This window comes from Shewanella sp. 30m-14 (assembly GCF_052977125.1).
In genome coordinates this window covers 1-14,984 of record NZ_JBRILW010000032.1, presented here as the reverse complement: position 1 = coordinate 14,984, position 14,984 = coordinate 1, and the positions used below count along the sequence as shown (strand labels likewise).

Annotated in this window: 16 protein-coding genes; 4 read left to right on the top strand and 12 right to left on the bottom strand. The window is 44.3% G+C overall.

Annotation, left to right across the window (positions count from 1 at the left end; all coding sequences use genetic code 11):
* Positions 1-127: 127 nt before the first annotated feature.
* Genes rplI through rpsF form a run of 4 tightly spaced genes read right to left on the bottom strand, consistent with a single transcriptional unit; the run spans position 128 to position 1,572 of the window.
* Positions 128-580: a 50S ribosomal protein L9 gene (gene rplI / locus ACVBIU_RS18315; RefSeq protein ID WP_012278732.1), complete on the bottom strand. Its 453-nt coding sequence runs from the start codon at positions 578-580 to the stop codon at positions 128-130.
* 27 nt (positions 581-607) lie between these two features.
* Entirely contained in the window at positions 608-835 is a 228-nt protein-coding gene (gene rpsR, locus ACVBIU_RS18310) for a 30S ribosomal protein S18 (protein ID WP_005497284.1), read from the bottom strand.
* An 11-nt stretch (positions 836-846) separates the two neighbouring features.
* Entirely contained in the window at positions 847-1,152 is a 306-nt protein-coding gene (priB, locus tag ACVBIU_RS18305) for a primosomal replication protein N (RefSeq protein ID WP_447159611.1), read from the bottom strand.
* Positions 1,153-1,158: 6 nt separating this feature from the next.
* Entirely contained in the window at positions 1,159-1,572 is a 414-nt protein-coding gene (gene rpsF, locus ACVBIU_RS18300; RefSeq protein WP_447159612.1) for a 30S ribosomal protein S6, read from the bottom strand.
* 345 nt (positions 1,573-1,917) lie between these two features.
* On the opposite strand from rpsF, the gene ACVBIU_RS18295 reads away from it, so the two are divergent.
* A complete protein-coding gene (locus ACVBIU_RS18295; RefSeq protein ID WP_447159613.1) occupies positions 1,918-2,661 on the top strand; it encodes a DUF481 domain-containing protein in 744 nt (247 codons plus the stop codon).
* 230 nt (positions 2,662-2,891) lie between these two features.
* Here ACVBIU_RS18295 and rlmB read toward each other — a convergent pair whose 3' ends face one another.
* From rlmB to zapE, 8 genes are all read right to left on the bottom strand, one after another.
* Entirely contained in the window at positions 2,892-3,632 is a 741-nt protein-coding gene (rlmB, locus tag ACVBIU_RS18290) for a 23S rRNA (guanosine(2251)-2'-O)-methyltransferase RlmB (RefSeq protein WP_447159614.1), read from the bottom strand.
* A complete protein-coding gene (rnr, locus tag ACVBIU_RS18285) occupies positions 3,633-6,116 on the bottom strand; it encodes a ribonuclease R (RefSeq protein ID WP_447159615.1) in 2,484 nt (827 codons plus the stop codon).
* Between the two features lie 41 nt (positions 6,117-6,157).
* The gene (locus ACVBIU_RS18280; protein ID WP_447164504.1) at positions 6,158-6,781 is read right to left on the bottom strand and encodes a tetratricopeptide repeat protein; all 624 of its coding nucleotides are present in this window, start codon (positions 6,779-6,781) and stop codon (positions 6,158-6,160) included.
* A gap of 169 nt (positions 6,782-6,950) precedes the next feature.
* Entirely contained in the window at positions 6,951-8,246 is a 1,296-nt protein-coding gene (locus ACVBIU_RS18275) for an adenylosuccinate synthase (protein WP_447159617.1), read from the bottom strand.
* Positions 8,247-8,312: 66 nt separating this feature from the next.
* Positions 8,313-8,501, bottom strand: a complete 189-nt coding sequence (locus ACVBIU_RS18270; protein ID WP_447159618.1) for a DUF2065 domain-containing protein — start codon at positions 8,499-8,501, stop codon at positions 8,313-8,315.
* A 665-nt stretch (positions 8,502-9,166) separates the two neighbouring features.
* Positions 9,167-9,559, bottom strand: coding sequence for a 30S ribosomal protein S9 (rpsI, locus tag ACVBIU_RS18265; protein WP_249000655.1), 393 nt, complete (start codon positions 9,557-9,559; stop codon positions 9,167-9,169).
* 14 nt (positions 9,560-9,573) lie between these two features.
* Positions 9,574-10,005 carry a 50S ribosomal protein L13 gene (rplM, locus tag ACVBIU_RS18260; protein WP_012278742.1) on the bottom strand — a complete coding sequence of 144 codons (432 nt, stop codon included), beginning with the start codon at positions 10,003-10,005 and terminating at the stop codon, positions 9,574-9,576.
* 364 nt (positions 10,006-10,369) lie between these two features.
* Positions 10,370-11,479: a cell division protein ZapE gene (gene zapE, locus ACVBIU_RS18255; protein ID WP_447164505.1), complete on the bottom strand. Its 1,110-nt coding sequence runs from the start codon at positions 11,477-11,479 to the stop codon at positions 10,370-10,372.
* A 295-nt stretch (positions 11,480-11,774) separates the two neighbouring features.
* Between zapE and ACVBIU_RS18250 the strand changes: the two genes are divergently transcribed.
* From ACVBIU_RS18250 to degS, 3 genes are all read left to right on the top strand, one after another.
* Positions 11,775-12,140, top strand: coding sequence for a ZapG family protein (locus tag ACVBIU_RS18250; RefSeq protein WP_442529498.1), 366 nt, complete (start codon positions 11,775-11,777; stop codon positions 12,138-12,140).
* Positions 12,141-12,305: 165 nt separating this feature from the next.
* Entirely contained in the window at positions 12,306-13,661 is a 1,356-nt protein-coding gene (locus tag ACVBIU_RS18245) for a DegQ family serine endoprotease (protein ID WP_447159620.1), read from the top strand.
* Positions 13,662-13,803: 142 nt separating this feature from the next.
* The gene (gene degS / locus ACVBIU_RS18240; protein ID WP_447159621.1) at positions 13,804-14,886 is read left to right on the top strand and encodes an outer membrane-stress sensor serine endopeptidase DegS; all 1,083 of its coding nucleotides are present in this window, start codon (positions 13,804-13,806) and stop codon (positions 14,884-14,886) included.
* Positions 14,887-14,984: the final 98 nt, after the last annotated feature.

Here is a 14,984-nt window from a genome sequence, read left to right as displayed (position 1 = left end):
TGCTTTCCTGCTTTCCTGCTTTCCTGCTTTCCTGCTTTCCTGCTATGCCATTTTCCAGACATAAAAAAACACCGCACTAATAAATTAGTGCGGTGTTTCAATTAAAGCATTTGCTTAGCGCAAATTATTAAGCTTCTGCAACTACAGAAAGTTTAACGATTGCTTTAACTTCAGTGTGAACTTGAACTTCAACTTCGAATTCACCAGTAGTGCGGATAGCACCTAGTGGAAGACGAACTTCGCTCTTAGCTAGTTCAACACCAGCAGCTGTAACTGCATCAGCGATATCACGGTTGCCAATAGAACCGAATAGCTTGCCTTCGTCACCAGCTTTAGAAGCGATAACAACAGACTCAAGTGCAGAGATTTTCTCAGCGCGTTGAGTAGCAGCAGCTAGGTCAGCAGCTAACTTAGCTTCTAGATCAGCACGACGTGCTTCAAAAACTTCAGTGTTAGCAGCGTTAGCAACAACAGCTTTACCTTGTGGTAAAAGGAAGTTACGTGCGTAACCCGCTTTTACTGAAACTTGGTCACCCAAGTTGCCTAGGTTAGCGATTTTATCAAGTAAAATAACGTTCATTTTATATTCCTCTAAATTAATGCAGTATTACTGATGTAAATCAGTGTACGGCAGTAGAGAAAGATAACGAGCACGCTTGATAGCGCGAGCTAGTTGACGTTGATATTTAGCATTTGTACCAGTGATACGACTAGGAACAATTTTACCACTTTCAGTGATATAGTTCTTCAAAGTAACGATATCTTTGTAATCGATCTCGGTAACGCCTTCTGCAGTGAAACGGCAGAACTTGCGACGACGGAAATAACGTGCCATGTGACAGTCTCCTAAGTTTTCAATTCGACATTTTCAGCGTGTAAAACCAAGCGATTTTGACCATTTCTGCTCTGTTGCAGATTAATGAAGCCTTCTACTTGTATTTCAACGCCGGCTGTTAGGTTTTTTGAAACGCTATTAAAGCGTTCTCCACTTAATACAACTTGGATTTGGCAATAAACGTTGCGGAGCATTTCTGCTTCATAACGCTGCGATTTGTGTTCTAACATCACTACCGTGTGGGCAATGCCTGCTGGACTATCAAACTGCCTGGAACGCGTAATGGTTCCTGCTAATACCAAATTGTTCGTGGTCAAAAAAACTTACTCAGCAGTGTTTTCAGCGCTTTCTTCTACTTCTTCAGTAGCTTCTGCACGAGGTGCACGCTCTTCAGATGAACGACGTGTGTCGCGCTCGTCTTTAGCTTTAGCCATTGGAGATGCTTCAGTGATGGCAGCTTTAGTACGCATAACCATGCTACGCAAAACAGCGTCGTTGAAACGGAAAGCTGTTTCAAGTTCTTCAACCGCTTCTGCAGTAGTCTCTACGTTCAAAAGAACATAGTGAGCTTTATGCAATTCGATGATTGGGTAAGCCAATTGACGACGGCCCCAATCTTCTAAACGGTGGATTTGACCGCCAGCTTGGGTAAGAATACCCGTGTAACGTTCGATCATACCTGGCACTTGTTCACTCTGATCAGGGTGAACTAAAAATACGATTTCATAATGACGCATTTTTTGCTCCTTACGGTTATCTAGCCTCGTTGTTGGCTCAGTCAGACCTAATAGAGGCAAGGAACTAATTAAAGTGACTGAATTAAGCCGCGGAATAGTACATAAACTCAAGCCAGAATTCAAGTAATAACTTAGCCTAGGCGTTAGCTATTTACACCCAATGATTAAATACACCAACAAAGCGCATAAGTAGCGGCTAACTCTTAGCTGTTACCGGGCTATCTCAGCTTGTGTTGTCGGATGAAAAGTGTAAGCAATCTAGTTTGCGTGCAGGCTGATTGTAGGTATTATGTCGCTACGACAAAGTAATGATCTCCAATTAGAAACACACCAAGAATAAGAATAATGCTAAAAACTCTCATTGTTGTAATTGCGCTAATGTTCTCGCAGGCGGCCTTCGCCCTCGTGCCACCAGACTACCAAGAGCCTCCTAGCGATCTGACGGCGGAAATTGAAGCGGGCTTCCAGCTCAATACCGGTAACACCGAATCCAGTAGCTTTAACGGCAGAACCAAATTGGTTTACGATACTAAGCAAACTCGGCAAGAGGGAACAGTTAAAGCTTACTTTGCTGCAGACGACGAGAAAACAACCGCAGAGAAATATGATCTTCAGTTGCAGTCTAACTATAAAGTTAATGGTGGTTACTTTTTTGGACGTGGTGACTTCACCTGGGATCAATTTGGTAGTTACACCCGTATAGCAACGGTTTCGGGTGGTTATGGTTTCGACACGATTAGCACGTCTAAAACTAAACTAAGTTTAGAAATCGGTCCTGGTTATCGTTATAATTTACCGATAGCAACTGATGACGCCCCTAATCCAGAAGCCTCGAAAGACATCATTTTGCGTACAGCGGCCAAATTTGAGATGAAACTACAAGAATACACCAGTTTAAATGCCGATCTAATCGCAGAGACAGGTGAAGACAATAATACTCTCACCCTAGATTTAGGCTACAAGAATACCCTATTTCAAGACTGGGCATTTAAAATCGGCGTTAATGTAAAATATACTCAAGTGGTGCCTGAAGGGTCAAAGCAAACTGATACGATCACCGTGTTTAATCTACTCTATACCTTCCAATAGAGGCTTGCAGCACTCGGTTATAACGTTTCTAAACTCACATCAGTTTACATTACTATTAATTGATGAGCTGAGTGAACTCGATATCAATCCGTATCTACCCGCTCCGTTCACTATCAATCTGTAGATACAAAAATGCCGATAAGAGTTTACTCTCATCGGCATTTTTAAACTGATGCTAACTTCAAAACTCAAGTTCAAACCTGAAACTCAAAGTTCATCACGCCCAAGCATTACGCAAGACGCTGGCGTACCGCTTCAAATAAGCAAACACCTGTCGCCACTGAAACGTTTAAGCTCGACACGCTACCCGCCATAGGGATCGATACCAAGGTATCACAGCTTTCACGTGATAAACGACGAAGACCTTTGCCTTCGGCGCCCATAGCGATTGCTAGAGGGCCTGTCAGACTTGCTTGGTAAAGCTCACAGTCCGCTTCACCGGCTGCGCCGATGATCCAAATGCCTTTCTCTTGCAGGCTACGCATAGTGCGCGCAAGGTTAGTCACTTGATATAACGGCACCACTTCTGCTGCGCCACAAGCCACTTTACTGACAACTGGCGTTAAGCCCACTGAGTTGTCTTTTGGCACAATAACGCCATGTACACCTGCAGCATCAGCATTACGTAGACATGCGCCTAAGTTATGCGGATCGGTAACACCATCTAGAATCAACAAAAATGGTACTTCAGTTTTTTCTAGCATCGCTGACAAATCATTGTCACTCAGAATTTTTGCCGGCTTAACCTTGGCAACAACGCCTTGATGTTGGCCACCGTCAGACTTCTCGTCTAATGCTTTGCGAGAAGCGTACTGTACTGACACGCCCCACTCTGCAGCCATTTCAAGAATAGGAGTCAGTCTCGCGTCATCACGACCTTGAAGCACCCACATTTCAATTACACGCTCAGGGCTGTTTTTAAGTACCGCTTCAACTGCGTGTAGTCCAAAGGTCATATCTTGCTTTTTCATCTATTTCTTACTCGCTTTACGCTTGGCTGACTTAGCTTTATTTGCTGAAGATTTTTTTGCCGAAGCTTTTGTCTTTGTCTTGTTAGCAGCGCTGCTGCCGCTCTTATATTTACCGCTGCTAGACTTAGCGCCTGAGCGGCTCGGCTTGCGTTTCGCACCAGACTTAGATTCAGAGTCTGAACCACCGTCCGCGCCTTTGCCACTTGAAGACTCACGCTTAGAGCCAAGCTTTGCACCTTCGCGATTAACTCGCTCACGGGCCGTTAATGGCTTAGTTGGTCTACGACGTTTACCACCTGCTGAGTCACCTTCCATCATCAAGTCAATTTGACGGTCATCAAGATTAACCCCGGCAACTTTAACCGTTACCATATCGCCAATTTGATAAACCTGACCAGAGGCTTCGCCCACTAAACGTTGGCGCATATTATCGTATTGGTAATAATCACTGCCTAGACTTGAGATATGCACTAAGCCGTCAATAAACAGGTCATTAAGACGTACGAACATGCCAAAATGCGTTACAGAAGCAATAACCGCTTCAAATGTGTCACCGACATGGTCTTGCATAAACTCGCATTTAAGCCAGTCATTGACATCACGAGTGGCCTCATCGGCACGACGCTCTGTGGTTGAACACTCTTCACCAAGCTTATCAAGCTCTTCAATCTTATAATGATAACCACCATCAGCAGTCCACTGATCAGTTAAATTACCTTCTTGCTTAGCAAGTAGATAACGGATCACTCGGTGCAGTATCAAGTCAGGATAACGACGAATTGGTGAAGTGAAGTGTGAATACTCCTCTAATGCCAAACCGAAATGCCCTTCATTATCCGGGGTGTAAGTCGCTTGGCGCATAGAGCGCAGCAACATCACCTGAATAAGCTCGGCATCGGGTCTGTCTGCAATTTGCTCCATCACCGCTTGGTAGTCTTTCGGCTCAGGCTCTAGGCCACCAGCCATTGTTAAGCCACGCTCTTTAAGGAAGTCCTTAAAGTTCGTTAGCTTTTGCTCTGAAGGTGCCTCATGCACACGGTATAACACTTCACCTTTGTGCTTTTTAACAAACTTAGCTGACGCAACGTTGGCTAAAATCATACATTCTTCAATGATCTTATGCGCTTGGTTACGGTTACGCGGTACGATCTTGTCGATCTTACGTTGCTCATTAAAAATAAATTGCGTTTCTGTGGTTTCAAATGCAATGGCACCACGCTCTGCGCGAGTTTGTTCTAATGTCAGGTATAGCGACTGTAATGTCTGTAGGTGCGGGAATATCGGCTTGAGCTTATCGCTCACCTCTCCACCTTCAAGCATATCGGCAACCTGGGTGTAGGTTAAACGCGCATGTGAATGCATCACTGCTGGATAAAACTTGTAACCTGATAGCTTACCTACCGCCGAGATGGTCATCTCTGCAACCATACAAAGACGGTCGACTTCTGGCATCAAAGAACACAGACCATTAGAGATCTTCTCTGGCAACATAGGGATAACTTGCGATGGGAAATACACCGAGTTACCACGAGCGCGAGCTTCTTTATCGAGTGCCGATTCAGTGCGAACATAATGGCTCACATCTGCAATAGCCACCCATAAACGCCAGCCACCAGACTTTTTCTTCTCAGCGTAAACAGCATCATCAAAGTCACGTGCATCTTCGCCATCAATCGTAACTAGCGGTAAATGACGCAGGTCGACGCGGCCCTCTTTGTCAGCCTCGGTCACTTCATCAGGTATTTTACGTAGTTTTTTCTCAATCAAGCTAGACCAGGTGTGAGGTAGGTCGTAATTGCGTAGTGCAATCTCAATCTCCATCCCCGGCGCCATCTCTTTGCCTAGCACTTCAGTCACTTTACCTGCTGCTTTGACATAACGACCAGGTCTGCGTGTAAGCTCAAGTACCACGATATCGCCTTGACGCGCGCCTAAACGATCTTCTTCAGGGACTAGAATCTCTTGCGTAATGCGGCGGTCATCGGCAATCACAAAGCCCATGCCAGCGTCCAAGTGGAAACGGCCAACTAAAGCAGCGCTGCGCTCTTCCACTAAACGTACAATACGCGCTTCACGGCGACCTTTACGGTCGACACCCGCTTTTTGTGCAAGAACTCGATCACCGTGGAAATACATCAGCATGTCACGGTTATTAATATAAAGGTCGTCACCGCCTTCTTCTAGCTTCAAGAAGCCAAAGCCGTCACGGTGGCCAATAACGGTACCGGTTAGCAAGTCCATTCGTTCAGGTAAGCCATATGCTTTGCCGCGGGTAAAAACAAGCTCACCATCACGCTCCATCGCTCTTAGGCGACGACGAATAGCTTCTAGCTGTTCTTCACCTTCAATTTTTAAGGCTGTGGCAATGTGTTCACGGGTTAACGGGGACGTTTGCGAGCGCAAGTATTCCAAAATATACTCGCGGCTTGGGATAGGGTTTTCGTACTTCTCTTGCTCACGCTTAATATGCGGATCTTGTATCATTCATTTTCCAAATTATTGACATGACCTCTACTGGGGCATGCTTATTGTGGCGTTCTAAGGTGCTCTTTCTTTGCCCTAGCAACTGCGCTGGGCGGCATCTTTGCCTCTAACACCTTTAACAAATTAATTGCTTCGGCTTGCGTGGTTTCATCGCTAAACACTTCATTGTAAAGCCAATGAAAACCCACTTCGTAATCACGAGGACTACCATAGCCCTCACCAAATAACCGAACCAACATCATGCGAGCAGGCAGATCACCTGTCGCGGCAGCTGGCAATGTATATTGCACAGCGCGTTGTTTATCTTCGATGACAAATTTACCATCGTGATAATACTCAGCCATTCTAACCATGGCTTCAGCACTCCCCTGCTCAGCAGAGGTTTTTAACATAGCGATCCCACGCGGCGGGTTGGCCTTTACGCAGATCCCATAGTTGAGCATTTCCGCCCAAAGATACTGATACAAAGGCTGCTTTAGCACCTCAGCCCTTGCTTCAATATCCTGCACTATCTGGCAGTCATCACCTTTAACTTGCGTTAAATAACGTTTGCTCCGAATTAACTCAACCAGCTGCTCCTGAGTATAAACATCAACCGCCTTAGGAGTCGCAAAACTTGGTAGAGATAATATAGACAAAATTATAATCAATGCATAACGCAGCATAAGGATTCTCAATGACAATAGGGTTAATCTAATAACGTGTTATCAAGTGACCAATATTAAAGGATTACTCGAATATACTCTATTTAATGTCATCGGCAGTATAACGTATTTCTTGAGTACCGCTTTAGAGGAGTCAATAAAAAGGCCGCTAATTTGCGGCCTCTTGTTATTAACTAAACGGATTCACTAGAATCATGGTCTCGTTTCTATCCGGACCCGTTGAGATAATATCGATTGGCGTTTCTAACAACTCTTCTAGACGCTTAATGTAGTTCAATGCTGCTTGTGGCAGTTGCTCTACAGAAGTCGCACCAAAAGTTGATTCGCTCCAACCAGGCATAGTTTCTAGAACTGGAGTAACCAGCTCATAACCTTCAGCCGCTAGCGGTGTTGTCGTAGCAACAGTTCCATCTGGATACTGGTAGCCAACACAAATCTTAACTTCTTCTAGTCCGTCTAGAACGTCTAGTTTAGTTAAGCAGAAACCGCTTACGCTGTTGATTTGAACTGCGCGCTTCATCGCAACGATGTCTAACCAACCTGGACGACGTTTGCGACCAGTAGTTGCGCCAAACTCGTGACCCTTAGTACCTAAGTAGTCGCCGATTTCGTTTTTCAATTCTGTAGGGAAAGGACCAGCACCAACACGTGTGGTGTAAGCCTTCATGATACCCAGAACGTAATCTAGATGACGAGGACCAAATCCAGAACCTGTTGCAACACCACCGGCAGTAGTATTAGAAGAGGTTACGAAAGGATAAGTACCATGGTCAATATCTAGTAACGTGCCTTGAGCACCTTCAAATAGAATTGGTTCGCCAGCTTTACGTGCCTGATCAAGTAGCTCAGATACGTCAGTGCACATGCTCTTCAAGTAATCAGCAATCGCGAGAGCATCTTTCAATGTCTCTTCGTAATCAACTGCGTCGCACTTGTAATATTCAGTCAGCATGAAGTTATGGTAAGCCATCACTTCTTTTAGCTTAGTTGCAAACAATTCTGCATCAAACAGATCGCCTACGCGTAAACCACGACGAGAAACTTTATCTTCGTATGCTGGACCGATACCACGACCCGTTGTGCCAATTGCATTATTGCCGCGCGCTTTTTCGCGAGCAATATCAAGAGCACAATGGAATGGTAAGATCAGAGGACATGCTTCAGAAATTAATAAACGTTCCTCTACAGGTACGCCACGCTCTTTAAGCATGTTAATTTCTGTCATCAGAGCGTCAGGTGCTAGCACCACGCCGTTACCAATAATGCACTTAACATTATCGCGTAAGATCCCTGATGGAATAAGATGAAGAACGGTTTTATCGCCATCAATTACTAAAGTGTGACCCGCATTGTGGCCACCTTGGTAACGAACGACATATTTAGCCTGTTCGGTAAGAAGATCGACTATCTTACCCTTTCCTTCGTCACCCCATTGGGTGCCGAGAACTACAACGTTTTTGCCCATTATTTGCTGCACGGTAGTGGTTAAAACGGGATTTTAGCAGATCTATAGGGGCGGTAGGCAAGTAATTTATGAAAAAATAATCAATAACACCACACCAACAGTGACTAAAGAACCACCTAACCTTCGCAAAAGTTGCTGATTTTGATTGGAAATTTCTTTTAAGTAGGCCCGCCAACGATTTGGAAACAAAAGTGGCCCAATTCCTTCAATAATTAACACAAAACCCAATGACATCATGATTAACTCAAAAGACATAACAATGTGTTCCTTAGGGTGAACAATCTAGCGGATAAAACCGCAATAAAGTACTTAAACTAATCAAAAGCACTTCGGAGCCAAGCTATCAAACGAATACCTATTCTGTATCAAGATCTACTCGCTCTGCGAGAATTTAACGCTGCAGAGGCTGTGTTATTAGTTGCGTCTCGGTAATAGCTCCTGCGTTACTCTACTCCCTATATCCATATAGTCGTGCATTTATGGCATTCGCAGCGCCTGACCATCCAGATAGGGAGGAAATCTCTTATGTATGTAGAGAACATACAAGACCATGCTATTCGCAACAAGTGAAGAGACCTTTAAGCCTGTTAACACAACATCGTAAGCAGTAAAACTCGCCATTTAGAATGTGTTTTAGCTACTCATACCAATTGCACTAAGTATCTGTTCATTCAGTGGGAGGAAGCAAGCATTCTACCCGCCATTGGCCTTGAATTCGTTCGCCAACAAACACTCTTAAGTAGCTGACATTATTATACGGATTGGTATAAGCCCTAAAGCACTCGTGACAAGCTAGCACTTAACGCTTTTCAAGCTAACTGTTATAGCAAAATAAAGAGACACCATCAGCGATGATGGTAAATGTTAGGCAATAAAAAGCCCAGCATATAGCTGGGCTTTTTGAATTCTGAAAGCGAAAATTAACGCTTAGAGAACTGTGGCTTACGACGTGCTTTACGTAGACCAACTTTCTTACGCTCAACTTTACGAGCATCACGGGTAACGAAACCAGCAGCACGTAGAGAAGGACGTAGAGACTCGTCAAGTTCCATCAACGCACGGGTAATACCGTGACGGATTGCACCTGCTTGGCCAGTGTTACCACCACCCTTTACAGTTACCATGATGTCTAACTTCTCAGTCATTTCAACTAGCTCTAGAGGCTGACGAACAACCATACGAGAAGTTTCACGACCGAAGTATTCGTCTAGAGGTAGCTTGTTAACGATAATGTTACCAGTACCTGCTTTAGCGAATACGCGAGCAGTAGATGTTTTGCGACGGCCAGTGCCGTAGTATTGAGTTGCAGCCATTGCTATAATCCCGTTTAGATATCAAGTACTTGAGGTTGTTGTGCAGCGTGGTTATGCTCTGTACCAGCGTAAACTTTAAGCTTACGGAACATGGCACGGCCCAATGGACCTTTAGGTAGCATACCCTTAACAGCCTTTTCGATAATCATTTCAGGCTTATGAGCTTGTAGCTTCTCAAAAGTGATCTGCTTAATGCCACCGATGAAACCTGAGTGTGAATAGTAAACTTTGCCTTTAGCTTTGTTACCAGTCACAGCAACTTTATCAGCGTTAATAACGATGATGTAGTCACCAGTATCTACATGAGGCGTATACTCTGGCTTGTGCTTACCACGTAGGCGAGAAGCGATTTCAGTAGAGATACGACCCAAAGTTTTACCTTCGGCGTCAACGACGAACCAATCACGAGTGACTGTTTCTGGTGTAGCAGTAAAAGTAGTCTTCATTTACAAAAACCCAATGTTAAAATTCTGTCTCACATGCTTATGCCATTATTGGCAAAAACACAAAAAATGCCATTCCCCGCCCCTTCGAGCAAAGAATTAGGCTTTACAACTTCCACCTAAATGGTGGATAACGAGGGCAGGTTGCGGATTATAGACAAAGCTGAGTTAAAAATCACCTGTTTTTTTAGTTTAATTCTTATCAGTTTTAAATCATTGTTGGCCAACGCTTGCTCTATTTCAAAAAACGTTAACCTACTGTTTGCCGCTATCCGCATATCAAGGGCACTCGGTCCAAAAACGTGCCACATTGTCTGTCTCTACTCGGTTATTTTTAAAGAGTTTACGCTATTTAGCTGATTTACCTTTAGGGGATATGCTCTAAAGCAAGATAATCATGGGATTGCATCTCTGTTAGCCTTGACCGACAACGCCTAAATTCAAAGCTAAGTAAACCTTCTGTATAAATGTCTTCCAGTGATACCGCCGATGAGATGATCAACTTAACATTACGCTCATAAAACTCATCCACCATGGCTAAGAAGCGACGAGCAATATCATCTCCAGTCAAATGCTCACCCATCTGCTCAACATTACTGAGTAATACCGTGTGGTAAAGTCTGGCGACTTCCATATAGTCGCGTTGACTTCTTGGGCCATCACATAACGCTCTAAAGTCGATAAGCAAGACACCCTGAGCTTGCTGACGTATATCGATCACTCTGCCGTCAATTTCTAATCCTTGGGTCGAGACCTCTGACTCTGGCGCTAACTTTTCAAAGTACTCATGCAAATTCTGCTCAGCTTTCGCATCAAGCGGTGAATGGAATATTTCAGCTTGCTCTAACGTTCTTAAACGGTAATCAACACCAGAATCGACATTTAATATATCGCAGTGCTTATTAATAGCCGCAATAGCGGGTAGGAAACGCGCGCGCTGCAATCCATTACGATACAGCTCATCAGGTATAATGTTAGAGGTCGCAACCAATGCTACCCCTTCTGCAAATAGTGATTCACATAAGGTGCCGAGCAACATGGCATCTGTGATGTCTGAGACAAAAAACTCATCGAAGCAAATCACTTGGTATTGTGCCGCCATCTTTTTAGCGATGATAATCAGCGGGTCTCTTTGACCCTGTAGCTCGGCAAGATCAATATGTAATTGGTGCATAAAGCGATGAAAGTGTGCCCGTAACTTTTTATCGCCCGGCAAAGCATCAAAAAACGTATCCATAAGATAGGTTTTTCCGCGCCCTACTCCGCCCCACAAATATAAGCCTTGAACTGCAGGCTTGTGTTTTTTACTAAAAAATGAAAACAGACCGCCACTCTTTAGTGGGTGAGAATTTAAAGCAAGCAGATCATCATAGACCCGTTGTAACTGTTTTACGGCTTGTTCTTGTGCAGCGTCATGTGAAAAGTCATCTCGGGTTAAGTCTTGTTGATAATGCTGCCAGGGGGTTAATTGCGACACGTAAATCATTCTCTATATTGTAGGGGTTACACACAAATCAACTCAATGTGAGCCGTTTGACGTCTTTTTATGCGTAATATACTAGCACGCAACAAAGCCGCAATGCATATCTGCCCTATACACGTAAATCGCCCAATATTTATAGGAGATTGATACAAATCAGCTCTACTCTGCTAAACATTGATCCGTATGACGATTTATTTTTAGTGGATTCTTCAGTAAACAGTACCACGCTAGAAAGCTGCGATGTATATTTGGCAGCATCAACATCATATCAGTATATTTAGGAGTCTATATGGAGTGGGCATTAACCCTTGCCGCGTTTGTGATTGGTGGCGTATTCGGCTATCTAGGCCATACTTTATTAGCCAAAAATAATCGACATAAAAACAATAATGAACAGTTAGAGCAAACACAGCTTGAACTAAGCCAATATAAACAAGAAGTATCAGATCATTTCGATGACCACTATAAACAGCTTGCAGAGCTGAGCGCACAACTAAACCGAGTTAACCAGCAGTGGAATGCATCAGCTAAGCTGTTTACCTCTCCGGCCACAGACAAACAACTACCAGAATTAAAGCTACTGTCTGCTGACAAAGGAAAAGATATCGATAATCAAGCAGAGCTGCTTGAAGAACCACAGCCTACCCTTGCCTGAGATTGTGGGGATAAATTAACCTTTATTAATAATTGATGAACTTTTTGATACTCACTTGAGTCCGAAACAATATGAATGAAAAGCTCTTTACGTATCAGTGTCTAGCGCAGCACTTATATTGAAGAGCCATTCAATTTAGTTTTGAAAAATTGGAGTAATATTTAAATGAAGACAAAATTATCCTTACTTTCAGCAGCGATATTAGGCGCAGCACTGACATTGGCCCCAGTGGTTTCCCAAGCCGCTATTCCCTTGGCCGTTAATGGGCAAGAGTTGCCTAGCTTAGCCCCAATGCTACAAAAAACAACACCTGCAGTTGTTGCTGTGGCAGTGTCCGGCACCCATGTTTCTAAGCAAAAAGTACCTGATGCTTTTCGCTATTTCTTTGGCCCTAATGCGCCACGCGAGCAAGTGCAGGAGCGCCCATTTAAAGGCTTGGGATCAGGGGTAATCATTGACGCAGACGAAGGCTATATCGTTACCAACAACCATGTAATTGAAGGTGCAGATGAGATCCTTATAGGCCTGCACGATGGCCGTGAAATAGAAGCAAAACTGATTGGCGCCGATGCCGAATCTGACATTGCCCTGCTGCAGATCAAAGCTAAAAACCTTACAGCGTTAAAGCGTGCTGATTCAGACGAGCTGCAGGTTGGCGATTTTGCCGTAGCCATTGGTAATCCATTTGGCCTTGGGCAAACCGTCACCTCAGGCATTGTCAGTGCCATGGGTCGAAGCGGCCTCGGTATCGAAATGCTAGAAAACTTTATTCAAACCGATGCTGCAATCAATAGTGGTAACTCAGGTGGCGCCTTAGTTAACCTTAACGGTGATCTTATCGGTATTAATACCGCTATCGTCGCTCCCGGCGGCGGCAACGTGGGAATAGGCTTTGCCATTCCCGCCAACATGGTGAACAACTTAGTCGAACAAATTATTGAACACGGTGAAGTACGCCGCGGCGTTCTCGGTGTTATGGGCCAAGATTTAACCAGTGAGCTAGCGAAAGGTTTTGGTATTGAAACTCAGCATGGCGGCTTTATTAATGAAGTTATGCCTGACAGTGCTGCCGATAAAGCCGGTATAAAAGTCGGCGACATTATCGTTAGCGTTAACGGGCGCAGCATTAAAAGCTTCCAGGAGTTACGAGCGAAAGTGGCGACTATGGGCGCGGGTTCAAAAGTTGAGTTTGGCCTTATTCGTGACGGAGACGAAGAAACCGTTACTGCGATTCTTGGTGAATCAACTCAATCTGCTGAGGCAGCAGCTGGAGCCGTACACCCAATGCTACAAGGGGCTAAACTTGAAACAAGCAACTCCTCTGGTGTTGAAATTACCGATGTCGCTCAGGGCTCACCCGCAGCTGCAAGTGGCTTAATAAAGGGCGATGTGATTGTTGGCGTCAACCGTACTAAAGTGAAAAATCTAAAGGGGCTTAAATCGGCACTCGAAGATCAAAAAGGGTCTGTCGCGTTAAAAATTAAGCGCGATAACACAAGTCTTTATTTGATCCTTAGATAGTCATCACTATGTCTGTAACAAACAGCCGAGCGTAATGCTCGGCTATCTTTTTAGCATTTAAAACGCATTATCATTGGGTACTAAGTACAAGCTAGTACAAACATGTTAATATAATTCATCTTTTCAGCATTTACTCTCAGACATGATCATCAAAGACGCTCTTATATATGTCGGTAAAGCCATTATTTTTGGCCTTATCATGGCTGCAGTTATTATTTTTGTTTTACCACTGATTACCGGCCAGAGCTTAACCAACGGCATTACCAGCCGAGTCTCCACAAGTAGCAACGAACTGTCTTTCTCTAAGGCGGTGCGCAGAGCAGCACCTGCTGTCGTCAATATTTATAGTCTGAGCATCGATCAATCTAAGCCGTTAAATCCTGGATCCCTTCAAGGATTAGGTTCTGGCGTGATCATGAGCTCTGAAGGCTACATATTAACGAACTACCACGTCATCAAAAGAGCCGATGAAATCGTTGTGGCTTTGCAAGATGGCAGAAAATTCACCTCTGAAGTGGTTGGTTCCGATCCTGAAACCGATTTAGCGGTACTTAAAGTTGAAGGTGATAACCTTCCTGTTGTACCTGTGAGCCTAGATATCCCGGCTCGTGTTGGTGATGTCGTACTGGCTATTGGTAACCCATACAACCTAGGACAAACCATTACCCAAGGGATCATCAGCGCAACGGGTCGTAACGGTTTGAGCTCTGGATATTTAGACTTCTTGCAAACCGATGCAGCCATTAATGCCGGCAACTCAGGTGGTGCACTCATTGATACCGCTGGCCAACTTATTGGTATTAACACCGCAGCCTTCCAGATTGGTGGCGAAGGTGGTGGACACGGTATTAACTTTGCCATCCCAATTAAACTAGCCCACAGCATTATGGGTAAGCTGATTAAAAATGGCCGCGTTATACGTGGCGCACTTGGCATTAGTGGTGAAGCCGTCGGTCCGGTTATGGCGCAAATATTAAATATCCCCGATCTAACGGGTGTCGTGATTACCGAAATTGACCCTAATGGTCCTGCTGCAAAAGCTAAATTACAGCCTCGCGATGTGATAACCAAATATGAAGGCGAGTCTATTCCCGGCGTAGAGATGCTGATGGATAGAATTGCTGAAACCACACCGGGTAAACAAGTGATGATGACCGTTATTCGAGAGGGGAAATCCTACGAGGTCCCTGTAGTGATAGGCGAAAAGCCAGTTCACTATAATTAGGTTCTAGGCTTAAGCACTAACAGGTTCTAGGTTCTAGGTTCTAGGTTCTAGGTTCTAGGTTCTAGGTTCTAGGTTCTAGGTTCTAGGTTCTAGGTTCT

Excerpts from the sequence above, each read along its gene's own strand:
- rlmB (WP_447159614.1), bottom strand. The coding sequence starts at position 3,632 with ATGAAAAAGCAAGATATGACCTTTGGACTACACGCAGTTGAAGCGGTA.
- ACVBIU_RS18275 (WP_447159617.1), bottom strand. The coding sequence starts at position 8,246 with ATGGGCAAAAACGTTGTAGTTCTCGGCACCCAATGGGGTGACGAAGGA.
- ACVBIU_RS18270 (WP_447159618.1), bottom strand. The coding sequence starts at position 8,501 with ATGTCTTTTGAGTTAATCATGATGTCATTGGGTTTTGTGTTAATTATT.
- rpsR (WP_005497284.1), bottom strand. The coding sequence starts at position 835 with ATGGCACGTTATTTCCGTCGTCGCAAGTTCTGCCGTTTCACTGCAGAA.
- ACVBIU_RS18245 (WP_447159620.1), top strand. The coding sequence starts at position 12,306 with ATGAAGACAAAATTATCCTTACTTTCAGCAGCGATATTAGGCGCAGCA.
- rplM (WP_012278742.1), bottom strand. The coding sequence starts at position 10,005 with ATGAAGACTACTTTTACTGCTACACCAGAAACAGTCACTCGTGATTGG.
- ACVBIU_RS18280 (WP_447164504.1), bottom strand. The coding sequence starts at position 6,781 with ATGCTGCGTTATGCATTGATTATAATTTTGTCTATATTATCTCTACCA.
- degS (WP_447159621.1), top strand. The coding sequence starts at position 13,804 with ATGATCATCAAAGACGCTCTTATATATGTCGGTAAAGCCATTATTTTT.
- ACVBIU_RS18250 (WP_442529498.1), top strand. The coding sequence starts at position 11,775 with ATGGAGTGGGCATTAACCCTTGCCGCGTTTGTGATTGGTGGCGTATTC.
- rplI (WP_012278732.1), bottom strand. The coding sequence starts at position 580 with ATGAACGTTATTTTACTTGATAAAATCGCTAACCTAGGCAACTTGGGT.
- rnr (WP_447159615.1), bottom strand. The coding sequence starts at position 6,116 with ATGATACAAGATCCGCATATTAAGCGTGAGCAAGAGAAGTACGAAAAC.
- ACVBIU_RS18295 (WP_447159613.1), top strand. The coding sequence starts at position 1,918 with ATGCTAAAAACTCTCATTGTTGTAATTGCGCTAATGTTCTCGCAGGCG.
- rpsF (WP_447159612.1), bottom strand. The coding sequence starts at position 1,572 with ATGCGTCATTATGAAATCGTATTTTTAGTTCACCCTGATCAGAGTGAA.
- rpsI (WP_249000655.1), bottom strand. The coding sequence starts at position 9,559 with ATGGCTGCAACTCAATACTACGGCACTGGCCGTCGCAAAACATCTACT.